This is a genomic window from Nocardioides taihuensis (assembly GCF_042657275.1).
Classification (GTDB): domain Bacteria; phylum Actinomycetota; class Actinomycetes; order Propionibacteriales; family Nocardioidaceae; genus Nocardioides; species Nocardioides taihuensis.
The window spans coordinates 131597-156773 of record NZ_JBHSKD010000027.1 but is presented as its reverse complement, the minus strand read 5'-3'; the positions used below and the strand labels follow the sequence as shown (position 1 = coordinate 156773).

Below are 25177 nucleotides of genomic sequence, written 5' to 3'. Positions count from 1 at the left end.
TCAGCGCGGGGCGACCAGCGCGAGGGCCGAGCGCACCAGGTGGTCGGTCACCTGTTCGGAGGTGATGCTGCCGAGCGTCGGCACGCCCGGCGCGGACTCGGCGACCAGCAGGCCGACCCGCGCGAGCTGGAGGGCGCCGAGGCCGCTGGCGTAGAGGAAGTTGGCGAGCACGACCGGGTCGTCCACGGCGAACTCGCCACCCTCGGCGCCCGCCTCCACCACGCCGCTGAGCACGGCCAGGCAGGAGGAGATGCCGCGGCCGAGCCGGAACAGCGCACCCTCGGAGACCTCCTCGAGCAGCTCGGGGCCGGGGCGGCGCATCAGGGTCTGGGCGCAGTCGACGAACGCCGGGTGGGCCAGCCCGTACGCCGCGAACGCCTCGACGATCGCCGCCAGCCGGCGCTGCGGCGTGCAGTCGGCCGCGTCGGCCTCGGTCAGCGCGTCGCGGAGCTCCTCGAGGTAGCCGACCAGGGTCAGCGCGAAGAGCTCCTCCTTGCCCAGGAAGTGGCGGTAGACGATCGCGCGGTTGATGCCCACCGCCTTGGCGATGTCCTCGATCTGCGCCTCGCGCACCCCACGCTCGTCGAAGAGCCGGCGGGTGGCGGCGAGGATCTCGGCCTCGCGCTCGCGGCGGCGTCGGGCCGCGGCGGTCCGGCGGCCGTCGGTGGGCGGGGCGGTGGTCATGCCGCCGACTCTAGGGGATCTTGCAACAGTGAGTTGCACATCTGTGACGGGATCGTCAGCCGCCGCCGAGCGCCCGCACGGTCTCGATCGTGTCGGCCTCGTCGGCGGTCTTGTCGTCGCGGTAGCGCACGACCCGGGCGAAGCGCAGCGCCAGACCGCCGGGGTAGCGGGTCGACCGCTGCAGCCCGTCGAGCGCGATCTCGACCACCTGGACGGGCGCGACGTGGACGACGTGGCCCGCGCGCGAGGTCTCGAGGCCCAGGAAGCGCTCGGTCTGCCAGGCGAGCATCGCGTCGGTCATGCCCTTGAAGGTCTTCCCGAGCATCACGAAGCCGGTCTCACTCTGCGGGTCGCGAGCGCCGAGGTGGATGTTGGACAGCCAGCCCTCGCGCCGCCCGCTGCCCCACTCGACGGCGAGCACGACGAGGTCGAGGGTGTGCACCGGCTTGACCTTGACCCAGGCGGCGCCGCGGCGGCCGGCGTCGTACGGCGCGTCGAGGTTCTTCACCACGACACCCTCGTGGCCTGCGGTGAGCACCTCGTCGACGAACGCCTGCGCCTCGGCCTCGTCGGCGGTGACCACCCGGGCGACCCGGTGGTCGGCGGGCACGAGCGCCTCGAGGGCGGCGGCGCGCTCGCTGCCGGGGGAGTCCACGAGGTCGCGACCGTCGAGGTGGAGCACGTCGAAGAAGTACGGCGTGACGTGGAGCCCCGGTGCGGCCCCGGGGGCGTGCTGGGTGGCGGTGCGCGACGCCGTCTCCTGGAAGGGGCGCGGGCGGCCGGCCCCGTCGAGCAGGAGCGCCTCGCCGTCGAGCACGACGCGGTCGACCGGGAGGGCGCGGACCGCCTCGACCACCTCGGGCAGCCGGTCGGTGATGTCGTCGAGCGAGCGGGTGGCGACGAGCACGTCGTCACCGGAGCGGTGGACCTGGATGCGGATGCCGTCGAGCTTGGCGTCGACCGCGACCGGAGCGCCGGCGCCGGCCCGGGCGAGCGCGGCCGGGAGGTCGGGGGCGCTGGAGGCCAGCATCGGCAGCACCGGGCGACCGACCGCGAGCCGGAACTCGGCGAGCGCGGCCTCGCCGCCGGTCATCGCCGCCGTCGCGACGGCGGTGGTCGAGCCGGCCATCATCGCCGCGCGCCGCACCGCGGCCAGGGGCAGCCCGGCCGCCGCGGCCACCCCCTCCTGCACCAGCGCGTCGAGGGCGCCCTGGCGCACCGCGCCGGTGACGACGCCGCGCAGCCACGCCTGCTCGTCGGCGGTGGCGCGGGACAAGAGCGCGTCGACGGCCGCCGCCCGGGCTGCCTGCGAGCCGGGCCCGGACATCGCCGCGATCGTCGCGAACGCCTCGTGCACCTCGAGCACCTCGAGCGTCGGCTCGTCCGCGGGGGTGGGCGGCGAGGCGAGCGAGCGCCAGCCCAGGCCCGTGCGCCGCTGCCGCAGGCTGCCCGCGAGGTAGGCGGTCACGGTCGCGACCTCGGCCTCCCCGGCCCGGGCCAGCACCTCGGCGAAAGCCGCGACCTTGGCCTTGCGCGAGCGGGTCGCGGACACCGCGGCGGAGGCGGCGACGACCTCGGCGAGCAGCATGCTCGCCATTGTGCCGGGGGGAGCCGACAGGGCAGAGGGCCGGCGAGCTCCACGGCCCGGTGCCAGACTGGCGCCATGGACCGGCTCTACGTCCCGCGCCACTTCGGCATCGAGGGTGAAGCGGAGGCGCGGGCCCTCGTCGACACCGTCGGCACCGCCCACCTGGTCACGGTCGCGGCCGACGGCACCCCCGACGCGACCTTCCTGCCGGTGCTGTGGCGCGGTGACCGGCTCGTCGGCCACGTCGCCCGCGCCAACCCCCACTGGCAGGCCATCGGGGACGGCGCGCCGGGCCTCGCCGTGGTGACGGGGCCGGACGCCTACGTGAGCCCGTCGTGGTACGCCAGCAAGCGCGAGCACGGTCGGGTCGTGCCGACCTGGAACTACAGCGCGGTCCACCTCCGTGGGCCCGTCCGCGTGGTCGACGACACCGACTGGCTGCTCGAGCTGGTCACGGCGCTCACCGACCGCCACGAGGCGGGCGCGGGACGCCACGACGCGTGGGCCGTGGCCGACGCCCCGGAGCGGTACGTCGCGGGGCAGCTGCGCGCCATCGTCGGCGTCGAGATGGCGGTCGAGCAGGTCGAGGGCAAGGCGAAGCTCAGCCAGAACCGCTCGGACGCCGACCGCGAGGGGGTCGTCGCGGGTCTCGACGGGACACCCGACCAGGCGGTGGCGGACGCCGTGCGTGCGGCGCTCGAGGCCGACCGCGCGGCCGAGGGCTAGGAGCCCACCCGGGTCCGCACCTCGAAGAGCTCGGGGAAGAACGTCAGGTCCAGCGCCCGCCGCAGGAAGTCCACGCCCGACGACCCGCCCGTACCGCTCTTGTGGCCGATCGTGCGCTGCACGACCTGCAGGTGGCGGAAGCGCCAGCCCTGGAAGTTGTCCTCCACGTCGACGAGCTCCTCGCAGGTCTCGTAGACGCCCCAGTGGCCGTGGGGCGCGGCGTACACCTCGGCGATCGTGTCCACCAGCCCGGGGTGCATCCGGTAGGGCTGCGTCCAGTCGCGCTCCAGCAGCTCCTCGGGTACGGCGTACCCGGCGCGCGCGAGGTAGCGCAGGAACTCGTCGTAGAGGCTCGGCTCGTGCAGCAGCACGTCGAGCTCGGCGCGGGCGGCGGGGTCGTGGCGGAAGACGTCGACCATCGCGGCGTCCTTGTTGCCGAGGAGGAACTCGACCTCGCGGTACTGCGCCGACTGGAAGCCCGAGCTGGTGGCGAGGAAGGGCCGGATCTCGGCGTACTCGCTGGGCGTCATCGTGGCCAGCACGCTCCACTGCTCGGTGAGGGTGCGCTGGATGTGCTTGACCCGCGCCAGCCGCTTGAGCGCGGGCGCGAGGTCGTCGGCGGCGAGCAGCGACCGGGCGGAGCGCAGCTCGTGCACCATCAGCTTCAGCCAGAGCTCCGAGGTCTGGTGCTGGATGATGAACAGCAGCTCGTCGTGCTGCGGCGGGGTGCTGCGCGGCCGCTGGGCGGAGAGCAGCTGGTCGAGGCACAGGTAGTCCCCGTAGGACATCTGCTCGGCGAAGTCGCGCTCGATGCCCTCCTCGAGCTCGCGCCTGATCTCGGGTCGCTCCTCGGGTCGCTCCTGGGTCATGGCCGCACCCTAGACGCCGCTCTGGACGTCGCGCTGGTACGCGCGCCCCTGTCCGGTGTCCGCGCAGTCGGCTACCGTCGGGCCATGACCCAGGCCGACCTCGGTCGGCCGGTGCGGTTGGCTCGGTCGTGGCGGCCCGAGTGGCCGTGCCCGGCCGGCACCATCCTCGCCGTGCACCGGCGTGGACGCGGCGACCCCACGTACAAGGTCGACCTCTCCGGCCGCCACTGGCGCGGCATCCGCACGCCCGAGGGCCCCGCCACCCTGGTCGTGCAGGCCAGGCCTGCCGACGGCGAGGTGCTCGCCGCGGCGTGGGGCCCCGGTGCCGAGTGGGCGCTCGACTCGGTACCCGACCTGCTCGGCGCGAGCGACGACCCGAGCGGCTTCGAGCCCCGGCACCCGGTGCTGGTGGAGGCCTTCCGGCGATTCGAGCACGTGCGCTTCGGGCGCACCGGACTGCTGCTGGAGTCGCTCGTCCCGGCGATCATCGAGCAGAAGGTGACCGGCCAGGAGGCCTTCGGCGGCTTCCGTGCCCTCGTCCACCGTCACGGCCAGCGGGCACCGGGCCCGGGTCACGACCTCGACCTGTGGGTCCAGCCCGACGCGGCGACCCTCCGGGCGATCCCGTCGTGGGAGTGGTTGCGGCTCCACATCGATCCCGCCCGCTCGCGCACCGTGGTCCAGGCCGCCCGCGTCGCCGACAGCCTCGAGCGGCTCGTCGCCCTCGACAGCGAGACCGCCGACGCCCGGCTGCGCAGCCTGCCCGGCATCGGGATGTGGACGAGCGCCGAGGTGCGGTCCCGGGCGCTGGGTGACGCCGATGCCGTCTCCTTCGGCGACTACCACGTCGCCAAGGACATCGGGTGGGCGCTGCGCGGGGTCCCGATGGACGACCTCGAGCTCGAGCTGTTCCTCGAGCCGTGGCGCCCGCACCGCGGCCGCGTGCAGCTGCTGGTCAACCTCGCGGGGCTCCACCGCCCCCGGCGCGGGCCCCGGATGGCGCCGCGCACCCACCTCCCGCGCTGACGCCGACTCGCCGTCCGGACCCGTAGGTGTTACCCCGAGACACAGGTAGGGTCGCGGCGTGCCCGTCGTCACCCTCGAGTCCCTGCGCACCGCCGACGCCGAGGCGGCGGCCCGGTTCTTCGCCGAGGTCGACCCCGAGCAGCTCGTCGCCGGGGTCGCGGCCACCGGCGACGACGCGCTGCTCGACCTGATCGGCCGGGAGGAGGTGCGCTCCGCCGCGGTGGTCGGCATCCTCGAGCGCCTCCACGAGTACGCCGTCCCCGAGCGCCTCGCCGCCCTGGAGGGCGTCGTCCGGTTCGACCTCGAGCGCCGCGGGAAGCTGCTGGAACGCCACGCCCTCCACTTCGCCGCCGGCGCGCTCACGACCGTGCCCCGGGTCGCGGCCGGGGCCCACGCCGACGTCGTCATGCGCACCAGCCTGCTGCGCTTCGTGCGCCTGGTCACGGGGGAGCGCAACGCGGGCCTGGAGTACCTCGCCGGCCACCTCGACATCGAGGGCGACGCCGACCTCGCCCTCGCGGTCGGCGGCCTGTTCCAGGTGCCCGGCACCCACCGCGTCGCCGTCGACCCGCGGGCGCTCGACCCGGTCGCCGTGGCCACCGTGCTCGCCCGCGTGAAGCCCGACCACCTGCGCAAGGTCATGCGGTCGGGCTTCCGCGACGTCGTCCTCGGCGAGATCTTCCGGCGCCTGCCCGACTTCCTCGACCCGCACCGCGCGCGCAAGGCGGACCTCACGGTGGGCTTCCGCCTGCTCGGCCACCCGGCCGGCGAGATCGAGCGGTACGTGGTCCGGGTGGCCGCGGGGGCGGCGACGGTCACGGAGGTGCAGGGCCACGACGACGGCGGGGCGGGGGAGCGGCACGCCACGGTGACGCTCGAGGGCCACGACTTCCTGCGCCTCGCGACCGGCCACCTCAGCCCGATCACCGGGGTGCTGAAGGGGCAGCTCAAGGTCCGCGGCGACAAGGCCAGGGCGCTGCAGCTCGCCGGGCTCTTCGACATCCCCTCCGCGCCGTAGGGCCGGCGTCAGAGCAGCGGTCGCAGCGGGGCCAGCACCGCCTCGGTGAACTTGCGGTGCAGGTCGCGCGCCTCCCACTCGGCGCGGCGCAGCTCGAGGCTGTTGGACTCGTCGACGCGGAAGATCTCCTCCATGACCTCGGCCTGGCGCTCGTCGAAGATCTCGACGTTGACCTCGTAGTTGCCGGTGAGGCTGAGCCGGTCGATGTTCGCGGTGCCGACGGTCGACCAGGTGCCGTCGACGGTGGCGGTCTTGGCGTGCACCATCGCGTCGCGGAAGCGGAAGATCCGCACGCCGCTGTCGAGCAGCTGCGAGTAGTAGCCGCGCGAGATCCAGTCGGCCACCACGTGGTTGGACTTCAGCGGCACCAGCAGCCGGACGTCGACGCCGCGCGCGGCTGCCTGCTTGAGAGCGTCGACGAAGTCCTGGTCGGGCAGGAAGTAGGCCTGGGTGATCCACACGTTGCGGCTGGCCCGCGAGATCGCCTCGAGGTACATGCCGCGGATCGGGAACATCCACAGCCGCGGCACGTTGCGGTGCAGCCGGATCCGCGGCTCCCACGACGACGGGGTCTCGATCAGCAGCGGTCGCTCGCTCGGGCGCATCCGCCGGCGCCGGTGCAGGTTCCACAGGTCGGCGAAGGTGCGCTTGAGGTCCGACACGGCAGGTCCGGTGATCCGCACGTGGGTGTCGCGCCACTCGGTCGCGTACGCCGCCCCGATGTTGTAGCCGCCCACGAACCCGACCTCGTCGTCGACCACCAGCAGCTTGCGGTGGTTGCGGCCGTAGCGGCGCAGGTCGAAGAAGCGCCACCCCGCGGCGTACACGGGGTAGCGGAGCACCCGCATCGAGTGCGGGAAGTGCAGGAAGCGGGGCGAGTCCACGAGGTTGGCGAAGCCGTCGTACACGCAGAAGACCTCGACGCCGCGGGCGGCTGCCGCGGCCAGCGCGGCCTTGAACCGCTCACCGACGGCGTCGCCCTTCCAGATGTAGGTCTCGAAGAGCACCTGACGCCGGGCGCCGTCGATCGCCGCGAGCATCGCCTCGAACAGGTCCGCCCCGTAGGTGTACGTGGTGACCGTGCTGTCGCCGACCCGGACGTCGAGCGGCGCGACCGTCGGGAACGGGCGCGGCTTCTTGCCCCGGCGGCGGTAGGAGTCGACGACCGACATGCCCACGGCCAGTGCCAGCTGGGCGGCGAACAGCGAGAGCACCACCCGGCGGACGAGCCGCAGCGCGCGCTCGAGCCCGGACCACTCCCTGTTCACGCCCGCCATCCAACCAGAGGCGGACCAGAGGCCCGGGCGACGACACGGACGCCGCCCGGGCCCTGGTGGCGCGACCCGTCTAGCGAGCGACGGCGGCCGAGCGGTCCAGGTGCGTCAGCGAGTACTCGGTGATCCGGATCAGCGCTTCCTTGGCCGACTCGCGGTCGCGGGCGTCCACCTCGATCATCGGCACGTCGGCCGGGATCGCCAGCGCTGCGCGCACGTCGTCGAGCGCGTAGCGGCGGTTCCCCTCGAAGGTGTTGACCGCCACGATGAACGGCAGCCCCTTGGCCTCGAAGTAGTCCAGCGGCGCGAACGCCTCGTCGAGGCGGGCGGTGTCGACCAGCACCACGGCGCCGATCGCGCCCCGGCACAGGTCGTCCCACATGAACCAGAACCGCTTCTGCCCGGGCGTGCCGAACAGGTAGAGGATCAGGTCCTCGCCGAGCGTGATCCGGCCGAAGTCCATGGCCACGGTCGTGGTCGACTTGGACGGCACCGCCTCCAGGTCGTCGACGCCCTCGGACTCGTTGGTGACGAGCGCCTCGGTGCGCAGGGGCACGATCTCGGAGACCGAGCCCACCAGGGTGGTCTTGCCGACTCCGAAGCCGCCGGCGACCACGATCTTGGTGGAGGCCGCGCTCCGCGCGGCACTAGAGCGAACGGAGTCCACGGAGGGTCCTCTCGATCAGGTCGCGGCGCTCGTCCATCGACGCGTCTTCGTCCAGGGTGGCCCGGACCTTCACGTACCCCTGCTCGACCAGGTCGCCGAGCAGCACCCGGACGACGCCGATGGGCTGGCGGACCCGGGCGGAGACCTCGGCCACGGACTGGCCGGCGGCGACCTCCAGGATCCTTCCGCTGAGGCCGTGCGGGTCGGGGCGGCCGGCCAGGGGCTGGAGTTCCAGCACCGCCTCCACGGGGAGGTCGACGCGGGCGCGCGTGCGTCCGGCGGTCAGCGTGTAGGGGCGGACGCTCCGCGCCGGCGGCGCGTCGTCCTCCCAGTCATTCTCCAGTGCGACCACGGCTGATCACCTGCCCGCTCCGTCGACGGAGACGCGGGCCTTGGCCTGCACCATCCTGCCGACGCGGTCGACCAGCAGGGCCATCTCGTAGCCCACCTGTCCGAGGTCGGCGGAGTCCTGGGCCAGCACCGCGAGGTGCGAGCCGTCACCGACGCTCATGAGGAGCAGGTAGCCGTGCTCCATCTCCACGACCGTCTGCAGCACGCCTCCGCCCTCGAAGAGGCCGGCGGCGCCGACGGCGAGGCTGGCCAGGCCGGAGGAGACGGCGGCCACCTGCTCGGCCCGGTCCTCCGGGATGCTCGCGCTGGCGGCCATGAGGAGACCGTCGGCGGAGACGAGGATCGCGTGCGCCGTCGAGGGGACCTCGTCGACGAACCGGGTCACCAGCCAGTCCAGGCCACGCTCCGCGGAGGTTCCGGACTGGTTGGTCAGCATCATGTTCTCGGTCATACCGGGTCAGCTTCCTTCTGCGGGGCCGGCTGCGCGGCAGCAGCGGCCGGGGCGGGGAGGGGGGATCCGGCGGCCGAGCGACCGCGCGAGACGCCGGCCGCGTGTGCGGCCAGCCGGGTCCGGATGGTTTCCGGGTCCCGGACCAGGGGGGCTGTGGAGCGGGCCGGGCCGGCGGCCGGACCCGCCGGAGCGGCGGGCGCGGCGCCGGGGACGCCACCGGGCACCAGGCGGTTGCCGGGCCGCCGCATGGGCAGGCCGGCGTCGGTCAGGGGGGCGGCACCCGCGCCGGAGACACGGTCCGCGGCATCCCAGCCGGCCTCGACGGCGGACGACGTCCAGGGGCGCTCCTCGGCGCCGTCGGAGCTCAGCCAGTTGGAGCGCAGCTTGCCGAAGATCGGGCTCTCCTCGTGGGCGAGGTCCTCGGGTGCGGCGGGGCTGTCGAGCGCGTCGACCACCGTGAGCGAGGTCGGCGCCACCGGGCGCCGGACCTCGGGCTCGACGGCCACGACCGGCTCGACGACCGGCTCGGGCACGACCTCGGCCACCGGCTGGTCGACGGCCGGCTCCTCGACGCGGTGCTCGACGTCCGGCTGCTCGACGTCCGGCTGCTCGGCGATCTCCACGACCTCCTGCACGGCCGGGGCGGCCGAGGACCGCTGCGGCAGCGCGGACCCGGACGGCGCACCGACGGGCTCGCGGCGCGGCACGGGCGTCGGCCGGGACGGGGTCGTGGTGTCACGGCCCGGGCGCGGGCCGAGCAGGGCAGGGCCCGACGCGGCCGGTGACTCGCTGCCGGCGCCGGTGCCACCGGGCTGGCGCTGGGGGAGCCGGATCACGGCGTTGATCGCGTCGGCGATCGGGTCGCGCTCGGGCTCCCCGGCGGGGACGTCGTCGCCGTCGTCCCCGGTCTCGTCCTCGGTGACCTCGTCCGTGGGGAGGTCGGCGGTCCCGGCGAGCACCGGCTCGTCGGCGGCGTCGGCCTCCACGTCGGCCCCGGCGACCTCCACCTCCACGTCGGCCTCCATGTCGGCCTCCACCTCGGCCTCCACGTCCACGGCGGCGTCGGCCGTGGTGACCAGGTCGGTGTCGGCAGCCTCGGCGACGAGGGCGTCCGCCACCACCTCCGGGTCGGGGACCGGCACCAGGTGCGGCGCCCGGGCCACCGGCGTGGCGGTCGGCTCGTCGGCCTCCGGAGCAGGCGCGGCCCGGAAGAGGATGGAGCCGGGCAGCACGATGGTGGCCGTGGTGCCGCCGCGCTCGTTCGCCTCCAGCCGCACGGTGATGCCGTGGCGGCGGGCCAGGCGGCCGACCACCAGCAGGCCCATCCGGCGGGCGGTCTCGGCGTTGATGTCGCCGCCGACCCGCAGGTCCTCGTTGAGCGCGGTCAGGACGTCGGCCGGGATGCCCAGGCCGGCGTCGCTGATCTGGATCGTGGTGCCGTGCACCGTCGCGGTGGTCATCACCAGCACCGGCGTCGTCGGCGGCGAGTAGGCCAGGGCGTTGTCGACGACCTCGGTCAGCAGGTGGACCACGTCGCCGGCGGCGGCCGGCTTGATCCGCACCGGCGGGGTGGAGACGATCTGCACCCGCTGGTAGTCCTGCACGCCGGCGTTGGCGGCGTGCAGCGCGTCGGCGATCGTGAGCTCGGCGGCCTCGCCGCGGGTCGGGGCGTCGGCGAGCACCATCAGCGACTCCGCCGTCCGGCGCATGCGGGAGGCGAGGTGGTCGAGGCGGAAGAGGCTCTCGAGGCGCTGCGGGTCCTCCTCGTCGTTCTCGAGGTGCTCGATGAGGCGCAGCTGCTGGTTGATCAGCGAGGTGTTGCGGCGCGAGAGCGTCACGAACATGTCGCCGACCTGCGAACGGAGCTGGGCCTCGCCGGACGCCAGCACGACCGCCTGTCGGTGGAGGTCGTCCACGGCCCGGGCCAGCTGGCCCATGTCCTCGTGGGTGGTGACGGCGATCGGCACGATCTCGCCCGGGTCCTCGCCGGCGCGGATCTTGGCGACGACCTCGGGCAGCCGCTCGTTCGCGACCTCGAGCGCGCCGTCGCGCACCGTGCGGATCGGGCGGAGCAGCAGGCGGGAGACCATCAGCGCCAGCAGGAAGGCGAGCAGCAGGGCGCCGAGCGTGACCGCGGCGTTGAGGCCGACGAGGCGCCGGGCCTCGGCCGTGCCGGCCGCGAGCTGGGCGTCGATGCCGTCGAGCAGGTCGACCGAGAGCTTGTCGTAGGCCGAGTAGGCCTCGAGGGCTCCCATGTCGGTCCCGCCGGAGCGGACCTCGCCGAAGCGCAGGGCGTTCTCCTGCTGGAGCTCGAGGACCTCGTCCGGCGCCGGGTCCAGGCTGCCGGCCAGGCGGTCGACGGCGGCGGCCTCGACGCCGACCTCCGCGGCGAGCTCGACCGGGTTGGCGTCGGAGCCGTCCTTGTAGGCCACCATGACCTGCTGCATGGAGAGCGACAGGCGGCCGTCGAGCACGTGCACGAGGGCCAGGAGGCGCGGGTCGGGGTTGATCTGCTCGGTCGAGATCGCGCTCACCAGGGCGGTGACGTTCGACTGCAGGCGGCGGACCTGCGACACGAGGCCCGCCGGGCTGACGTAGGCGCGGCCGTCGCGCAGCTCGCCGCTGGTGGCGAGCAGGTCGTCCATGATGGCCTGCTGCTCGGGGGTCAGGTCGGCGGCGGCGGCGGCGTCCTCGAGGGACTGCCCGGCGTAGTCCACGGCCTCGATGACGGACGTGCGCTCGGGGTCGTCGAGGTCGGTGCCACGCGCGACCACGGCCGCCCGCTCGGCGGCGGTCAGGTACCCGACCGCCGGCCGCAGCACCGTCACCTGGCTCTCGGTGGCGACGTAGTTCGCCGCCTCGTCGAGCTCGGTGCGCACGCGGAGCCCGCCGAACACCGCGGCCAGGACCATCGGGATGGTCAGCGCGAGCGCGAGCTTGCGCCGCAGCGACCACTCCGCGACTGAAAATCTCCTGTGCGACATACCCTCACCGGCCCGTCGATCGAGGAGGCCGGCGGCGCCGGCTCCTGAGACCCCCCACAGGGACTCCCGGCTCACCATAGGGATTCTTGAGAATCCGTGAGGGTGAAATTGCCTAAAGTTTCCACGCCGCCTGCCGCCACCCCGGGAGCGACACGCGACCGGGTGGGGCTGTCGGTGGGCCGGTCTAGGCTCGACGCATGCGACCAGTGACGGACCTCGAGCGCCGGGTGGCGCCCTTCCGGGTCGACTCCGACTTCCAGCCCTCCGGCGACCAGCCCACCGCGATCAAGGAGATCACCGAGCGGGTGCAGGCCGGCGTCCAGGACATCGTGCTGCTCGGCGCCACCGGCACCGGCAAGACCGCCACGGTGGCCTGGGTCGCCGAGCAGGTGCAGCGGCCGATGCTGGTGATGCAGCCCAACAAGACGCTCGCCGCGCAGTTCGCCAACGAGCTGCGCCAGCTCTTCCCCCACAACGCGGTGGAGTACTTCGTCTCCTACTACGACTACTACCAGCCCGAGGCCTACGTCCCGCAGACCGACACCTACATCGAGAAGGACTCCTCGATCAACGAGGAGGTCGAGCGGCTGCGCCACTCGGCGACCAACTCGCTGCTGACCCGGCGCGACGTGATCGTGGTCTCGACCGTGTCGTGCATCTACGGCCTCGGCACCCCGCAGGAGTACGTCGACCGCATGATCCGGCTGCGCGTGGGCGAGGAGCACGACCGCGACTCGATCCTGCGGCGGCTCGTGGAGATCCAGTACACCCGCAACGACATGAGCTTCACCCGCGGCACCTTCCGGGTGCGCGGCGACACCCTCGAGATCTTCCCGGTCTACGAGGAGCACGCGGTGCGGATCGAGTTCTTCGGTGACGAGATCGAGCGGCTGATGACGCTGCACGCCGTCACCGGCGAGGTGCTCACCGAGGACGAGGAGCTCCACGTCTTCCCGGCCACCCACTACGTCGCCGGCCCCGAGCGCATGGAGCGGGCCATCCGTGGCATCGAGCTCGAGCTCGAGGACCGTCTCGCGCAGTTCGAGCGCGAGGGCAAGCTGCTCGAGGCGCAGCGGCTGCGGATGCGCACGACCTACGACGTCGAGATGATGCGGCAGGTCGGCTCCTGCTCCGGCATCGAGAACTACTCGATGCACATCGACGGTCGCAACCGCGGCTCGGCGCCCAACTGCCTGCTCGACTACTTCCCCGAGGACTTCCTCCTCGTCATCGACGAGTCGCACGTCGCGGTGCCGCAGATCGGCGGCATGTACGAGGGCGACATGTCCCGCAAGCGCAACCTGGTCGACCACGGCTTCCGGCTGCCGAGCGCGATGGACAACCGCCCCTTGCGCTGGGAGGAGTTCCTCGACCGGATCGGCCAGACCATCTACCTCTCGGCGACCCCGGGCGACTACGAGCTCGACAAGGTCGGCGGCGACGCCGTCGAGCAGATCATCCGTCCGACCGGCCTGATCGACCCCGAGGTCGTGGTGAAGCCGACCAGGGGCCAGATCGACGACCTGATCCACGAGATCCGGGTCCGGGCCGAGAAGAACGAGCGGGTGCTGGTCACCACACTGACCAAGAAGATGTCGGAGGACCTCACCGACTACCTGCTCGACGCCGGCATCCGCACCCGCTACCTGCACTCCGAGGTGGACACGCTCAAGCGCATCGAGCTGCTGCGCGACCTGCGCCTCGGCGACTACGACGTGCTCGTCGGCATCAACTTGCTGCGCGAGGGCCTCGACCTGCCCGAGGTGTCGCTGGTCGCGATCCTCGACGCCGACAAGGAGGGCTTCCTGCGCTCCGACAAGTCGCTGATCCAGACGATCGGCCGCGCGGCCCGCAACGTGTCGGGCCAGGTGCACATGTACGCCGACCGGATCACGCCGTCGATGGAGTCCGCCATCGACGAGACCAACCGCCGCCGCGCCAAGCAGGTCGCCTACAACGAGGCCCACGGCATCGACCCGCAGCCGTTGCGCAAGAAGATCGCCGACATCACCGAGATGCTCGCCCGCGAGGACGAGAACACCCGCGCCCTGCTCGAGACCTGGGCCGGCACCGAGGCCAAGGGGCGCGCCGGCGGGGTCAAGGCCCGCCAGCCGGTCCCGGCGCTCGCGGCCGCCGCGGCGGGGCAGCACGCCCCGGACATCGCCGGGCTCCCCAGCTCCGAGCTGGCCTCGCTGATCCAGGAGCTGACCGACCAGATGAAGGCCGCTGCCGGGGAGCTGCAGTTCGAGCTCGCCGCCCGGCTGCGCGACGAGATCTCCGACCTCAAGAAGGAGCTGCGACAGATGATGAATGCGGGGGCGTCGTGACCGACGTGCGAGAGCTCCAGCTCACCTTCGACGCCCACGACCCGGGAGCGCTGGCGGCCTTCTGGTGCGAGGCGCTCGGCTACGAGATCGACGCGCCGCCGCCCGGGTTCGACACGTGGGACGCCGCGCTCGAGGCGTTCGGCGTCCCGGAGGACCAGCGCAACAGCGCCTCGGCCTGCCACGACCCGACCGGCTCCGGGCCGCGGCTGTTCTTCCAGCAGGTGCCCGAGGGCAAGACCGCGAAGAACCGCGTGCACCTCGACGTCCGGGCCGCCCCCGGCCTCACCGGCGAGGAGCGGATGGCCGCGCTCGAGGCCGAGTGCGAGCGTCTGGTCAGGCGCGGTGCTACCCGGGTCGAGCGGCACGAGCCGGCACCGCCCATGGGCGCGGGCCACCTCGTGCTGCAGGACCCCGAGGGCAACGAGTTCTGCCTCGACTGATCGCCCGGACCAGACCGGTTGTCCGGCGACCCTAGGGTGACGCCATGACTGCCATCGAGCTCGGCCGCCCCGTCTCGGGCGACGTCGTGGAGCTGATCCTCGACGACCACCGCCGCTTCGAGTCCCTGCTGCGCGACCTGCGCGACGCCAGCTCCGACCGCGACGCCGTGCGCCGGGCGTTCTCGGCTCTGCACGTGGCGCACGCGCTGGCCGAGGAGGAGCACGTCTACCCACAGCTGCGGCGCCGCGACGCCGTCGGTGAGCACGAGGCCGAGCACGGGGAGGAGGAGCACGCCGAGGGCAACCAGGCGCTGCTCGCCGTGCTCGAGCTCGCGGGGACCGACACCCAGGCCTTCGACGACGCCGTCGAGGAGCTGGCCCGGGTGGTCAACCACCACCTCACCGAGGAGGAGCTGACGATCCTCAACCCCGCCCGCGAGGAGATCGGCGACCGGGTGCGGGCCGAGCTCGGCGCGACCTTCGCGACCGCCCGCAACGCGCACCTCGACGACGACTGCGGCGCCCTCACGCAGGTGCGCGCGCTGGTCGCGCAGGCGCGACGCGAGGGCGTGCTCGACGACGGGGACGACGGCTGAGCTACCGCTCCGGCGGCGGCTCCGCGTGTGGCGCGACGGCCTGGGGGCGGGTGAGCCCGACCAGGCGGGTCAGGTCAGCCGGCGGTTCACGCGTCGTCCCCGTCTGCGGCCTCGTCCGTGTCGGCCCCGTCGTCCCCGTCCCGGCGTCGCTCGAGCGCCTTGCGCTCGCGCTTCTCGATGCTGCGGCGCTTCTGGGCCACGATGTCGGCGCGCTGGAACTGGGTGCGCAGCACGTTGAGTGCTGCCGGAACCATGACGAACAACGGCCACGGGAATCCGCCGAGCATCACGACCGCCCAGATCGTCCAGGTCACGGCCGAGGCCCCGATGAACCCCCACAGGGCTTCGCGCCGGTCAGCGCGCCAGGCCTCGACGGCCTCGGCGTCGACCTCGGCGGGGGAGAGTGCGCCCGCCGGGCGGAGGGCGGGCACCGCCGTCCCCGTGGCGACCAGGCCCTCGGCGAGCGGGGGCAGCTCCCCGAGCGTGCGGGCCGCGACCACCGCGCTGGTGCGGACGTCGAACTCCTCGCGGTCGAGCCGGCCGTCGGCATAGGCCTCGGCCAGCAGCTGGTGGAGGACGTCGCGGTCGGCGTCGGAGGCCCGGAGCGCGGCGTTCGCGGGGTCGCGCGGGTCGTGGCTGAACGACTCCCACATGCGCCGCGCCCCCTCTCCAGGCCGTCCGGTCCGTCTCCGCAGGCATCCTAGGTCGCGGCCGTCCGGGGCGGTCGACGGTGGACAGCGCGTCTGCCGCGCGCTACGTTCGCCTAAACTAGAACACGTTCCAGTCCAGCGGGTCGCTTGAGCCTGCCTGTCGCGAGGAGAAGGATCGCGTCGTGCCCGACACCGACCTCCTCGTCATCGGCGCGGGCCCCACGGGGCTCTACGCCACCTACTACGCCGGCTTCCGCGGGCTCCGCGTCGCCGTGGTCGACTCGCTGCCCGAGCTCGGCGGCCAGATCACGGCGATGTACCCCGAGAAGGGGATCCTCGACGTCGCCGGCTTCCCGCACGTCAAGGGGCGAGACCTCGTCGCGGGGCTCGTCGCCCAGGCGGCCACCGCGTCGCCTGAGTACTTCCTCGACCGCACCGCCCTCACGCTGCGCCACGACGAGGACTCCGTGACGGTCGGCCTCGACGACGGCACCGAGATCACGGCCGGCGCGGTGCTGATCACCGCCGGCATCGGCAAGTTCAGCCCCCGGCCGCTCCCGGCGGGGGAGGGCTGGCTGGGTCGCGGCATGGAGTTCTTCGTGCCGAGCTTCGCGCCGTACGCCGGGAAGGACGTCGTGATCGTCGGCGGCGGGGACTCGGCGTTCGACTGGGCGCTGCACCTCGAGCCCGTCGCGCGCTCGGTGGTGCTGGTGCACCGTCGCGACGCGTTCCGGGCGCACGAGCGCACCGTGCAGCAGGTCAAGGCCACCTCGGTCAGGATCGTCACCCGCGCCCAGGTGACCGCCCTGCACGGCGACGGCCACCTCGAGTCGGTCGACATCACCGTGGACGGCGAGGAGACCACGACCTACCCGGCGCAGGCGATGGTGGCCGCGCTGGGGTTCGTCGCCGACCTCGGCCCCCTGCAGCACTGGGGGTTGGAGGTCGAGAAGCGGCACGTCGTCGTCGCGCCGTCGATGCAGACCAGCCTGCGCCGCGTCTTCGCGGCCGGTGACATCACCGAGTACCCCGGCAAGGTCCGCCTGATCTCGGTCGGCTTCGGGGAGGCCGCCACGGCCGTCAACAACGCCGCCGTCGTGATCGACCCGAGCGCCCACGTCTTCCCGGGGCACTCCTCGGAGGGACAGTGAGCTCCGGGCGCGACCGGGTCCGGATGACCGACGACGAGGTCGCCGCCTTCCTCGCCGGCCAGGTCAAGGTGCAGGTCGCGACCACCGGCCGCGGCGGCGTCCCCCACCTGACCACGCTCTTCTACACGCTCGTCGACGGCGACATCGCGTTCTGGACCTACGGACGCAGCCAGAAGATCCGCAACCTCGAGCGCGACCCGCGCCTGGCCTGCCTGGTCGAGGACGGCACCGACTACTTCGAGCTGCGGGGCGTCTCGATCACCGGCACCGCCGAGCTCGTGCGCGACCCGGACCGGATCCGCGCGATCGGCTCGGCCGTGGCCACGCGCATGGTCGGCGCCTCGTCGTTCGAGGAGCTCGGCGAGCTCGGCCGGGCCGAGGTGGAGCGCCAGGTGCTCAAGCGGGTCGCCGTCGTCGTCCGTCCCGAGCACGTCGCCACCTGGGACCACCGCAAGATGGTCTGAGCCCGAACACCCACCACCGTCACCCACGCCAACCCGGAGGAGGCACCGTGAAGATCAAAGTCGACTTCGACCTCTGCGAGTCCAACGCCCTGTGCGAGTCGCTGGCACCCGAGGTCTTCGAGCTGGACGACGACGACTTCCTCCAGCTCAAGACCGACGAGACCACCCCGGAGAACGAGGCCGCCGTGCGGCGCGCCGTCGCCGCCTGCCCGCGCGCCGCGATCTCCCTGGAGGGCGAGGGGTGAGCGACACCTCCCTCGACGGCCGCGTGGCCGTCGTCACCGGCGCGGGCGCCGGCCTCGGCCGTGCCGAGGCCCTCGCCCTCGCCGCGGCCGGGGCCCGGGTCGTGGTCAACGACCTGCCGGGCGCGGCCGAGGGCACGGCCGAGGAGATCCGCGCCGCCGGCGGGGAGGCCGTGGTCGTGGCCGGGGACGTGGGGGAACGCGCCACCGCCGACGCCCTGACGGAGGCGGCCGTCGACGACTGGGGCCGGCTCGACGTCGTCGTCAACAACGCCGGGATCACGCGCGACCGGATGCTCTTCAACCTTTCCGACGAGGAGTGGGACCTCGTCCTGCGCGTCCACCTGCGCGGGCACTTCCTGCTCTCGCGCAACGCCGCCGCCCACTGGCGCGCCCTGTCCAAGAGGAGGGGGGGCCCGGTCTACGGGCGCGTGGTCAACACCGCCTCCGAGGCGTTCCTCGCAGGCTCGCCCGGACAGGCCAACTACGCCGCGGCCAAGGGCGGGATCATGGCGCTCACCCTGTCGACGGCGCGCGGCCTGGCCCGCGCCGGCGTCACGGCCAACGCCATCTGCCCGCGCGCCCGTACCGCGATGACCGCGGAGGTCTTCGGCGAGGACACCTCGGGCCGTGAGGTCGATCCCTACTCGCCCGACCACGTCGCCCCGCTGGTCGCCTGGTTGGCCTCGCCGGCCGCGGAGCGGGTCACCGGACAGTGCTTCGTCGTGTACGGCGGGATGGTCGCGGTGCTCGCTGCCCCGGTCGTCGAGCAGCGCTTCGACGCCACCGGCGCCACCTGGGACGCCGAGGACCTGTCCAAGCAGCTGGGCGGCTTCTTCGCCGGGCGCGATCCGTCGGTCGGGTTCGCCGCCGACGCGGTCATGCAGCTCACCGTCTGAGTCCGGCCCCGGACACCACCGCAGAACCCGAGAGGAACACCCATGGGTCGCCTGGAGAACAAGGTCGCCATCGTCACCGGCGGCGCGCAGGGCCAGGGCGCCGGCATCGTCCGCGCCTTCGTCGCCGAGGGCGCGAAGGTCGTGGTCGCCGACGTCGCCGACGAGCCCGGCGAGGCGCTCGCCGCGGAGCTGGGCGACGCCGCCTGGTTCCGCCACCACGACGTCAGCGACGAAGCGTCGTGGACCACCCTGGTCGCCGAGACCGAGGCGCGGTTCGGGCCGGTCAGCGTGCTGGCCAACAACGCCGGCATCCTCCGCTTCGGCGAGATCGAGACCATGCCCGCCGAGGAGTTCGAGCTCCTCTTCCGGGTCAACCAGCTCGGCTGCTTCCTCGGCATGAAGGCCGTGGCGCGCACCATGCGCGAGCACGGTGGCGGCTCGATCATCAACGCCTCCTCGATCGAGGGGCTCGGCGGCATGGCGTCGTGCGTGGGCTACTCCGCCACCAAGTTCGCGATCCGCGGCATGACCAAGGTGGCGGCGATGGAGCTCGGGCCGAAGGGGATCCGGGTCAACTCGGTGCACCCCGGCATGGTCGACACCCCGATGACCCGCGTGCACGGCGGCGACGCCGCCATGGAGTACGGCGCCACCAAGATCCCGCTCGGCCGGGTCGGCCACCCTGCCGACATCGCCCCGCTGTACGTCTACCTCGCCAGCGACGAGAGCGGCTACGTCAACGGCGCCGAGATCGCCATCGACGGCGGCGTGACCGCCACGCACGCCTTCGGGGGCTGAGCCCCCCGGCGCGGCCGGGGTCTGTCCATCCGGGTCGCTGGACCGCCGCGGAACCAGTGGTCTGGTCGGCGGCCCGGGCCCCGGAGAGCCCACCGGGACACCCGCACCGCCCTGCCCTGCGCTCGCCCCGTGGTCACCGAACAGCCGCCCTCCGGGGGTGGCCGGGTGAGCGGCTCCGGGAGCCTTCCGCCGGCCCCCGACCACGGCCTCGTCGGCCTCGACGCCGACGGGCGCGTCATCGGGCTGAGCGCGGCGGCCTGCGAGCTGCTCGGGGTCGTCCCCGACCAAGTGGTCGACCGACCGCTCGCCCTCGCGCTCACCGGCCCCGACGGTGACCGATCACGCTGACGGAGCGCCTGCTCGTCGACACGGTCGAGTCCGGCCGCGGCAGCTGGTGCGTGAGCAGAGCGGCACCGTGTCGCTCGAGGCCGCGGTCGGAGGTGGCACCCGGGTGCTGATCGACCTGCCGGAGGCGCCGGACTGACCCGCCCGCGGCGTTCGGGACCGCCTCCGCCGGGCACGCGACCCCTACCATCGGAGGATGACCGACCTGGACCAGACCGGCGAGCGCGCGCTCGTCGCCCAGGTGGTCGACTACGCGATCTACGGTCTCGACACCGGGGGCCACGTCTCCAGCTGGAACGCCGGCGCCCGCCTGCTCCAGGGCTGGGACGCCGAGGAGGTCGTCGGGCGCAGCCTGTCGACCTTCTACACCCCGGAGGACCGCGCCGCCGGGCTGCCCGGGCGGCTGCTGGCCCGGGCCCGCGAGGAGGGCAGCGTCCGCGACGCCGGGTGGCGGGTGCGCAAGGACGGCTCGCGCTTCTGGGCCGACGTCGTGATCACCGCGCTGCACGACGACACGGGCACCCTCATCGGCTACGGCGAGGTCACCCGCGAGCTGAGCGACGAGCGCGCGGCGAACCTCGAGCTGGAGGCCAGCGAGGAGCTGTTCCGGCTCCTGGTCGAGCAGGTCGTCGACTACGCGATCATCGGGCTCGACGTCAGCGGCCGGATCACCACCTGGAACGCCGGTGCCGCCTCGCTCAAGGGGTGGAGCACCGACGAGGCGGTCGGGCAGCACTTCTCGCTGCTCTACCCCGAGGCGGACCGGGCGGCCGGCCTGCCGGAGGAGCTGCTCGCACGGGCCGCGGCCGACGGCCGCGCCGAGCACCGGGGCTGGCGGGTGCGCAAGGACGGCTCTCGGTTCTGGGGCGACATCGTGATCACGGCGGTGCACGACGGCTCGGGCCGGCCCACCGGCTACACGAAGGTGACCCGCGACCTGACCGAGCAGCAGCGGCTCGAGGAGGCACGGACGTCGTTCCTCGCCGGCATCTCCCACGACTTCCGCACGCCGCTGACCGCGATCCGCGGCTTCGCCCAGGTGCTCACCCGCACCCCCGACGACGAGCGCGGCCGTGACCTCGCCCAGCGGATCGTGGCGAACGCCGAGCGGTTGAGCGGGATGGTGGACCAGCTCGTCGCCCACACCCGGCTGCGCGCCGGGGCGGTGCGGATCGACCCGCGGCCGCTCGACCTCGCCGTCCTGGCGCGTGACGTGGCCAGCGAGCTCGAGGCGGCGCTCGACGACCACCAGGTGCGCGTCGCCGAGGCCGGCCCGGCCGTGGCCCTGGCCGACGAGGCGGCGATGCGGCGGGTGCTGCAGAACCTGCTGGGCAACGCCGTGGCGTACTCGCCCCCGGGCACCGTGATCGAGGTGACGGTCGGGCCGGTGGCGGGGGAGCCGCGGGTGCGCGCGGAGGTGGCCGACCGGGGCCGCGGCATCGATCCCGAGGACGTCGAGGTGGTGCTCGGGGAGTACGAGCGCGGGCGCCGGGGCGAGGCGGACGGCGGCACGGGGCTCGGCCTCGCGGTCGTCCGCCAGCTGCTCGAGCTCCAGGGCGGCTGCGTGGCGCTGCGACCGCGCGAGGGCGGCGGCACGGTCGTCGAGGTGCGGCTGCCGGTCGCCTGACCAAGCCGCGGAGCGCCTCAGCGCAGGAGCAGCCCGACCGCGACGTCCATCTGGGTGTTGACGTCGTCGGCGGTGGTGCGCCCGGTCACCCACCCGACCAGCGCGGACAACCAGACGTCGCCGATCACCTTGGCGATCGCGACGTCCTCGTCGGAGAGCTCGGTCTTCCCCGGGTGCATGGCGCGGGTGAGCATCGAGGTCAGCAGCATGCCGACCGCGTGGATCTCGTTCTGCACCGAGGCGTCGGCGAACATGAACGCCCGGGTCAGCGCCTCGGTGAGGTGGGGGTCCTTCTGGAGCCCGCGGGTGGTGCGGGTGAGCACGTACATCACCCGCTCGTGGGGGGTGTCGCCGGGGATCGGCTTCTCGCGGGTCGCCGCCTCGGCCACCTCGAACTCGCGGCCGAGCGCCGAGACCAGCAGGTGGATCTTGGAGGGGAAGTAGCGGTAGAGCGTGCCGAGCGCGACGTCGGCCTGCTCGGCCACGGCCCGCATCTGGACGGCGTCGAACCCGCCCTTGCTCGCCAGGGCGATGGTCGTGTCGAGGATGCGCTTGCGGCGCTCGCGCTGGGCCGCGGAGCCGAGCTCGTCGACAGTCAGGGACCCGCTCAGGGAGTTGGTGCTCACGCGTGCTCCGTCCGTGGTGCCGCCGCGGCGGGCCCGCTCGGAGCCGCACGCGACGGGTGTGATCCAGACGACGGCGTCCCTGCGGAACAGGCGCCCCCCGGGCCTCGTTGTCTCGTCACTAGGCTAGCAACCGGTGGACCACAATAGGAACACGTTCCACCTCGTCCGGCCCCGCGTGTCATCCTGTCGCGCAACCCCGGCACCAGCCTCCGGCGAGTGGCCCGGACGTTCCCGAGAAGAGAGGTCGCGACGTGGCACCTGCCGCGCCCGAGGCGCCCCGCGCGGGACGCCCCCTGCGCATCGCCCTGCTGTCGTACCGGAGCAAGCCGCACTGTGGCGGCCAGGGGATCTACGTCCGGCACCTGAGTCGCGAGCTCGTCGCCCTCGGGCACGACGTCGAGGTCTTCTCGGGCCAGCCCTACCCCGAGCTCGACGAGGGCGTCCGGCTGACCCAGGTGCCCAGCCTCGACCTCTACCGCGAGCCGGACCCCTTCCGGATCCCCCGCCCGCGCGAGTTCCGCGACCGCATCGACGTGGAGGAGTTCCTCACCATGTGCGTCGCGGGCTTCCCCGAGCCCAAGACGTTCAGCACCCGCGCGGCCCGCCTGCTGCGGCGCCGGGTCGCCGACTTCGACGTCGTCCACGACAACCAGGTGCTGGGTCGCGGCCTGCTCGACGTCGAGCGGATGGGCCTGCCGATGGTGACCACGGTGCACCACCCGATCACCTTCGACCGGCGGATCGACCTCGCCGCCGCGCCCAACCTCTACCGCAAGCTCACCCTGCGTCGCTGGTACGGCTTCGTGCGGATGCAGGCCCGGGTGGCGCGCGAGGCCCGCCGGATCCTCACCCCGTCGGAGGCCTCGCGCCGCGACATCGCGCGCGACTTCGGCGTGGATCTCGCGAAGATGCAGGTGATCCTGCTCGGCGTCGACGAGGCGTTCACCCCGCCGACCGAGCCGCGGGTGCCCGGACGGATCCTGGCCATGGCCAGCGCCGACGCCCCGATGAAGGGCATCGCCACGTTGCTCGAGGCCTTCGCCAAGCTCCGCACCGAGCGCGACGTCGAGCTGGTGCTGGTCAGCAAGCCGCAGGAGGGCGGGCGCACCGAGCAGCTGGTCGACCGTCTCGGCATCACCGACGACGTGCGCTTCGTGCACGGCATCAGCGACCGCGACCTGGTCACCCTGATGGGCTCCGCCGAGGTCGCCTGCGTGCCGTCGCTCTACGAGGGCTTCAGCCTGCCCACCGCCGAGCTGATGGCCTGCGAGACGCCGCTGGTCGTCTCGCGGGCCGGCGCCATCCCCGAGGTGGTCGGCCCCGACGGCCTCTGCGCCGACCTGGTCACCCCCGGTGACGTCGGCGAGCTCGAGCTGGCGCTGGCCGCGATGCTCGACGACCCCGAGCGCCGGGCCCGGATGGGGGCGGCCGGCCGGCGCCGGGTGCTGGAGAAGTTCAGCTGGCGGGCGGTCGCGGCCGCCACCGCCGCGGCGTACGCCGAGGCGATCGAGGAGTACCACCAGGAGAGGGGCACCCGTGCTGACCGTTGACTTCGACCGGTTGGGGCTGCGGCCCGGCGAGCGGGTCCTCGACATGGGGTGCGGCGCCGGGCGCCACGCCTTCGAGATGTACCGCCGTGGGGCCGACGTCATCGCCTTCGACCAGGACGCCGACGAGCTCGCCGGCGTGCGCGAGATCTTCGCGGCGATGCGTGAGGCAGGCGAGGTTCCCGTCGGCGCCGAGGCCGACGTGAAGGAGGGCGACGCGCTGTCGCTGCCCTTCGCCGACGGCGAGTTCGACCGCGTGGTGGCAGCGGAGGTGCTCGAGCACGTCCCGGCCGACATCCAGGCGATCGCCGAGCTGGCGCGCGTGCTGCGACCGGGCGGCACCATGGCGGTCTCGGTGCCGCGGTGGTTCCCCGAGATCGTGAACTGGCGGCTGTCCTCGGACTACCACGACGTCCCGGGCGGCCACATCCGGATCTACACCGACAAGGAGCTCGTGACCAAGCTCGAGAACGCCGGCCTGGTCTTCGAGGGCAAGGACTACGCGCACGGCCTGCACGCGCCGTACTGGTGGATCAAGTGCGCGGTCGGCGTCCACAAGGACGACCACCCGCTCGCACGCGCCTACCACAAGCTCCTCGTCTGGGAGATCGTCCACCAGCCGAAGGCGCTGCAGCTCGCTGGCAAGCTCCTCGACCCGCTGATCGGCAAGAGCATGGTCGTCTACCTGCGCAAGCCGGGGGCCGGGGCCGGCGATGACCTGGCGTGACGACCACGCGGCGGTGCCCCACGTCCCCGGGATCCTGACCGCGGAGCAGGTCGCCGAGACGGCGGCCTCGATCGCGGCGATGCAGGAGCCGGACGGGGCGGTGCCGTGGACACCCGGGGAGCACACGGACGCCTGGAACCACGTCGAGTCGGCGATGGCGATGATGCTCGGCGGGCAGACCGAGGCCGCCGGACGGGCCTTCGAGTGGTGCCTGCGCATGCAGCGCGAGGACGGTTCGTGGCCGTTGAAGGTCGTCGTGGGCGAGGTCGTCGACCACAGCGGCGAGGCCAACATGTCGGCCTACCTCGCCGTCGGGGTCTGGCACCACTGGCGGCTGTGCCGCGACTCGTCGTTCGTGCAGCGGTTCTGGCCGGCGGTGAAGCGCGGCCTCGACTTCGTGGTCTCCCTCCAGCTGCCCTGGGGCGGCGTCGCGTGGGCGCAGGAGTGGCACGACGGCCAACCGGGCGAGATCACCCCCGACGCGCTGCTGGCCGGCTCCTCGAGCATCTACCAGTCGCTGCGCGCCGGCGTCGCGCTGGCCGCCCTGGTCGACGAGCCCCAGCCGGAGTGGGAGCTCGCGGGCGGACGCCTGGGGCACGCGCTGCGCGAGCACCGCGACCTGTTCCTGGACAAGTCGAACTGGTCGATGGACTGGTACTACCCCGTCCTCGGCGGTGCCGTGCGCGGCGAGGCGGCGCGGGCGCTGCTGGCCACCCGGTGGGACGACTTCGTGGTGCCGGGGCTCGGCATCAAGTGCGTCGACGAGAACCCGTGGGTGACCGGCGCCGAGACCTGCGAGCTGGCGATGGCGCTCGACGCACTGGGCGAGCGGGAGCAGGCGCTGCGCTTCTTCGCCGAGATGCAACACCTCCGCTCGAGCGAGGGCCGCTACTGGACCGGCTACGTCTACCCCGACGCGGTGCACTGGCCGGTCGAGTACACGACGTACACCGCGGCGGCGGTGATCCTCGCCGCGGACGCGCTCAGCGGCACGACGCCCGCCTCGGACGTCATGTGCGGGACCTCCCTCGCGCCGGACTTCGCCGAGATCGGCCTCGGGTGCGGCTGCGTCCCGACCCCCTCGCAGCACGGCTGACGCC

At 73.4% G+C, this 25177-nt stretch carries 26 protein-coding genes; 16 read left to right on the top strand and 10 right to left on the bottom strand.

Annotation, left to right across the window (positions count from 1 at the left end):
• Positions 1-684, bottom strand: coding sequence for a TetR/AcrR family transcriptional regulator (locus ACFPGP_RS18785; protein ID WP_378592438.1), 684 nt, complete (start codon positions 682-684; stop codon positions 1-3).
• Positions 685-739: 55 nt separating this feature from the next.
• Entirely contained in the window at positions 740-2272 is a 1533-nt protein-coding gene (locus ACFPGP_RS18780; protein ID WP_378592437.1) for an ATP-dependent DNA ligase, read from the bottom strand.
• A gap of 75 nt (positions 2273-2347) precedes the next feature.
• Here ACFPGP_RS18780 and ACFPGP_RS18775 point away from each other — a divergent pair, with 75 nt between their 5' ends.
• Complete coding sequence (locus tag ACFPGP_RS18775) at positions 2348-2998, top strand: FMN-binding negative transcriptional regulator (protein WP_378592436.1); 651 nt, start codon at positions 2348-2350, stop codon at positions 2996-2998.
• Here the strand turns inward: ACFPGP_RS18775 and kynA are convergent.
• On the bottom strand, positions 2995-3867 hold the full coding sequence (gene kynA, locus ACFPGP_RS18770; protein ID WP_378592435.1) for a tryptophan 2,3-dioxygenase: 873 nt from the start codon (positions 3865-3867) through the stop codon (positions 2995-2997). The two genes, ACFPGP_RS18775 and kynA, sit on opposite strands and share 4 nt — an antisense overlap.
• An 84-nt stretch (positions 3868-3951) precedes the next feature.
• Between kynA and ACFPGP_RS18765 the strand changes: the two genes are divergently transcribed.
• Together ACFPGP_RS18765 and ACFPGP_RS18760 are read left to right on the top strand one after the other, a co-directional pair.
• Entirely contained in the window at positions 3952-4893 is a 942-nt protein-coding gene (locus ACFPGP_RS18765) for a DNA-3-methyladenine glycosylase family protein (RefSeq protein WP_378592434.1), read from the top strand.
• Positions 4894-4951: 58 nt separating this feature from the next.
• On the top strand, positions 4952-5911 hold the full coding sequence (locus tag ACFPGP_RS18760) for an SCP2 sterol-binding domain-containing protein (RefSeq protein WP_378592433.1): 960 nt from the start codon (positions 4952-4954) through the stop codon (positions 5909-5911).
• 8 nt (positions 5912-5919) lie between these two features.
• Here the strand turns inward: ACFPGP_RS18760 and ACFPGP_RS18755 are convergent, their stop codons facing one another.
• The 5 genes from ACFPGP_RS18755 to ACFPGP_RS18735 all read right to left on the bottom strand — a co-directional run bounded on the left by ACFPGP_RS18755 (position 5920) and on the right by ACFPGP_RS18735 (position 11713).
• Positions 5920-7083, bottom strand: a complete 1164-nt coding sequence (locus ACFPGP_RS18755; protein ID WP_378593555.1) for a phospholipase D-like domain-containing protein — start codon at positions 7081-7083, stop codon at positions 5920-5922.
• Positions 7084-7258: 175 nt separating this feature from the next.
• On the bottom strand, positions 7259-7852 hold the full coding sequence (locus ACFPGP_RS18750; protein WP_465263272.1) for a GTP-binding protein: 594 nt from the start codon (positions 7850-7852) through the stop codon (positions 7259-7261).
• Positions 7833-8204 carry a DUF742 domain-containing protein gene (locus tag ACFPGP_RS18745; RefSeq protein ID WP_378592432.1) on the bottom strand — a complete coding sequence of 124 codons (372 nt, stop codon included), beginning with the start codon at positions 8202-8204 and terminating at the stop codon, positions 7833-7835. The genes ACFPGP_RS18750 and ACFPGP_RS18745 overlap by 20 nt, the downstream gene beginning before the upstream one ends.
• 6 nt (positions 8205-8210) lie before the next feature.
• On the bottom strand, positions 8211-8654 hold the full coding sequence (locus ACFPGP_RS18740) for a roadblock/LC7 domain-containing protein (protein WP_465263271.1): 444 nt from the start codon (positions 8652-8654) through the stop codon (positions 8211-8213).
• The gene (locus ACFPGP_RS18735; RefSeq protein WP_378592430.1) at positions 8651-11713 is read right to left on the bottom strand and encodes an ATP-binding protein; all 3063 of its coding nucleotides are present in this window, start codon (positions 11711-11713) and stop codon (positions 8651-8653) included. Before ACFPGP_RS18735 ends, ACFPGP_RS18740 begins: the two co-directional genes overlap by 4 nt.
• Positions 11714-11835: 122 nt before the next feature.
• On the opposite strand from ACFPGP_RS18735, the gene uvrB reads away from it, so the two are divergent.
• The 3 genes from uvrB to ACFPGP_RS18720 are packed head-to-tail and all read left to right on the top strand — an operon-like array spanning position 11836 to position 15001.
• Positions 11836-13965: an excinuclease ABC subunit UvrB gene (gene uvrB / locus ACFPGP_RS18730; RefSeq protein WP_378592429.1), complete on the top strand. Its 2130-nt coding sequence runs from the start codon at positions 11836-11838 to the stop codon at positions 13963-13965.
• Complete coding sequence (locus ACFPGP_RS18725) at positions 13962-14405, top strand: VOC family protein (RefSeq protein ID WP_378592428.1); 444 nt, start codon at positions 13962-13964, stop codon at positions 14403-14405. Before uvrB ends, ACFPGP_RS18725 begins: the two co-directional genes overlap by 4 nt.
• 44 nt (positions 14406-14449) lie before the next feature.
• A complete protein-coding gene (locus tag ACFPGP_RS18720; RefSeq protein WP_378592426.1) occupies positions 14450-15001 on the top strand; it encodes a hemerythrin domain-containing protein in 552 nt (183 codons plus the stop codon).
• A gap of 86 nt (positions 15002-15087) precedes the next feature.
• Here ACFPGP_RS18720 and ACFPGP_RS18715 read toward each other — a convergent pair whose 3' ends face one another.
• A complete protein-coding gene (locus ACFPGP_RS18715) occupies positions 15088-15654 on the bottom strand; it encodes a DUF1707 SHOCT-like domain-containing protein (RefSeq protein WP_378592425.1) in 567 nt (188 codons plus the stop codon).
• Between the two features lie 179 nt (positions 15655-15833).
• Between ACFPGP_RS18715 and ACFPGP_RS18710 the strand changes: the two genes are divergently transcribed.
• The 7 genes from ACFPGP_RS18710 to ACFPGP_RS18680 all read left to right on the top strand — a co-directional run bounded on the left by ACFPGP_RS18710 (position 15834) and on the right by ACFPGP_RS18680 (position 21177).
• Positions 15834-16802, top strand: coding sequence for an NAD(P)/FAD-dependent oxidoreductase (locus tag ACFPGP_RS18710; protein ID WP_378592423.1), 969 nt, complete (start codon positions 15834-15836; stop codon positions 16800-16802).
• A 23-nt stretch (positions 16803-16825) separates the two neighbouring features.
• The gene (locus ACFPGP_RS18705) at positions 16826-17266 is read left to right on the top strand and encodes a pyridoxamine 5'-phosphate oxidase family protein (RefSeq protein ID WP_378592422.1); all 441 of its coding nucleotides are present in this window, start codon (positions 16826-16828) and stop codon (positions 17264-17266) included.
• A 47-nt stretch (positions 17267-17313) separates the two neighbouring features.
• The gene (locus tag ACFPGP_RS18700) at positions 17314-17511 is read left to right on the top strand and encodes a ferredoxin (protein WP_378592421.1); all 198 of its coding nucleotides are present in this window, start codon (positions 17314-17316) and stop codon (positions 17509-17511) included.
• Entirely contained in the window at positions 17508-18407 is a 900-nt protein-coding gene (locus tag ACFPGP_RS18695; protein WP_378592420.1) for a 3-oxoacyl-ACP reductase, read from the top strand. Before ACFPGP_RS18700 ends, ACFPGP_RS18695 begins: the two co-directional genes overlap by 4 nt.
• 42 nt (positions 18408-18449) lie before the next feature.
• Positions 18450-19205: a glucose 1-dehydrogenase gene (locus tag ACFPGP_RS18690; RefSeq protein ID WP_378592419.1), complete on the top strand. Its 756-nt coding sequence runs from the start codon at positions 18450-18452 to the stop codon at positions 19203-19205.
• Between the two features lie 165 nt (positions 19206-19370).
• Positions 19371-19553 carry a PAS domain-containing protein gene (locus tag ACFPGP_RS18685; RefSeq protein ID WP_378592417.1) on the top strand — a complete coding sequence of 61 codons (183 nt, stop codon included), beginning with the start codon at positions 19371-19373 and terminating at the stop codon, positions 19551-19553.
• A gap of 193 nt (positions 19554-19746) precedes the next feature.
• Positions 19747-21177 carry a sensor histidine kinase gene (locus ACFPGP_RS18680; RefSeq protein ID WP_378592416.1) on the top strand — a complete coding sequence of 477 codons (1431 nt, stop codon included), beginning with the start codon at positions 19747-19749 and terminating at the stop codon, positions 21175-21177.
• A 17-nt stretch (positions 21178-21194) separates the two neighbouring features.
• Here the strand turns inward: ACFPGP_RS18680 and kstR are convergent, their stop codons facing one another.
• The gene (kstR, locus tag ACFPGP_RS18675) at positions 21195-21803 is read right to left on the bottom strand and encodes a cholesterol catabolism transcriptional regulator KstR (RefSeq protein WP_378592415.1); all 609 of its coding nucleotides are present in this window, start codon (positions 21801-21803) and stop codon (positions 21195-21197) included.
• 251 nt (positions 21804-22054) lie between these two features.
• On the opposite strand from kstR, the gene ACFPGP_RS18670 reads away from it, so the two are divergent.
• Genes ACFPGP_RS18670 through ACFPGP_RS18660 form a run of 3 tightly spaced genes read left to right on the top strand, consistent with a single transcriptional unit; the run spans position 22055 to position 25173 of the window.
• Positions 22055-23353, top strand: coding sequence for a glycosyltransferase family 4 protein (locus ACFPGP_RS18670; protein ID WP_378592414.1), 1299 nt, complete (start codon positions 22055-22057; stop codon positions 23351-23353).
• Positions 23340-24077, top strand: coding sequence for a class I SAM-dependent methyltransferase (locus ACFPGP_RS18665; RefSeq protein WP_378592413.1), 738 nt, complete (start codon positions 23340-23342; stop codon positions 24075-24077). Before ACFPGP_RS18670 ends, ACFPGP_RS18665 begins: the two co-directional genes overlap by 14 nt.
• Positions 24064-25173 (top strand): prenyltransferase, encoded by a 1110-nt coding sequence (locus tag ACFPGP_RS18660; protein WP_378592411.1) that lies wholly within the window; start codon positions 24064-24066, stop codon positions 25171-25173. Before ACFPGP_RS18665 ends, ACFPGP_RS18660 begins: the two co-directional genes overlap by 14 nt.
• The last annotated feature ends 4 nt before the right edge of the window (positions 25174-25177 follow it).

Excerpts from the sequence above, each read along its gene's own strand:
- ACFPGP_RS18785 (WP_378592438.1), bottom strand. The coding sequence starts at position 684 with ATGACCACCGCCCCGCCCACCGACGGCCGCCGGACCGCCGCGGCCCGA.
- ACFPGP_RS18780 (WP_378592437.1), bottom strand. The coding sequence starts at position 2,272 with ATGCTGCTCGCCGAGGTCGTCGCCGCCTCCGCCGCGGTGTCCGCGACC.
- ACFPGP_RS18775 (WP_378592436.1), top strand. The coding sequence starts at position 2,348 with ATGGACCGGCTCTACGTCCCGCGCCACTTCGGCATCGAGGGTGAAGCG.
- kynA (WP_378592435.1), bottom strand. The coding sequence starts at position 3,867 with ATGACCCAGGAGCGACCCGAGGAGCGACCCGAGATCAGGCGCGAGCTC.
- ACFPGP_RS18765 (WP_378592434.1), top strand. The coding sequence starts at position 3,952 with ATGACCCAGGCCGACCTCGGTCGGCCGGTGCGGTTGGCTCGGTCGTGG.
- ACFPGP_RS18755 (WP_378593555.1), bottom strand. The coding sequence starts at position 7,083 with ATGTCGGTCGTCGACTCCTACCGCCGCCGGGGCAAGAAGCCGCGCCCG.
- ACFPGP_RS18740 (WP_465263271.1), bottom strand. The coding sequence starts at position 8,654 with ATGACCGAGAACATGATGCTGACCAACCAGTCCGGAACCTCCGCGGAG.
- uvrB (WP_378592429.1), top strand. The coding sequence starts at position 11,836 with ATGCGACCAGTGACGGACCTCGAGCGCCGGGTGGCGCCCTTCCGGGTC.
- ACFPGP_RS18720 (WP_378592426.1), top strand. The coding sequence starts at position 14,450 with ATGACTGCCATCGAGCTCGGCCGCCCCGTCTCGGGCGACGTCGTGGAG.
- ACFPGP_RS18715 (WP_378592425.1), bottom strand. The coding sequence starts at position 15,654 with ATGTGGGAGTCGTTCAGCCACGACCCGCGCGACCCCGCGAACGCCGCG.
- ACFPGP_RS18705 (WP_378592422.1), top strand. The coding sequence starts at position 16,826 with ATGACCGACGACGAGGTCGCCGCCTTCCTCGCCGGCCAGGTCAAGGTG.
- ACFPGP_RS18690 (WP_378592419.1), top strand. The coding sequence starts at position 18,450 with ATGGGTCGCCTGGAGAACAAGGTCGCCATCGTCACCGGCGGCGCGCAG.
- ACFPGP_RS18680 (WP_378592416.1), top strand. The coding sequence starts at position 19,747 with ATGACCGACCTGGACCAGACCGGCGAGCGCGCGCTCGTCGCCCAGGTG.
- ACFPGP_RS18660 (WP_378592411.1), top strand. The coding sequence starts at position 24,064 with ATGACCTGGCGTGACGACCACGCGGCGGTGCCCCACGTCCCCGGGATC.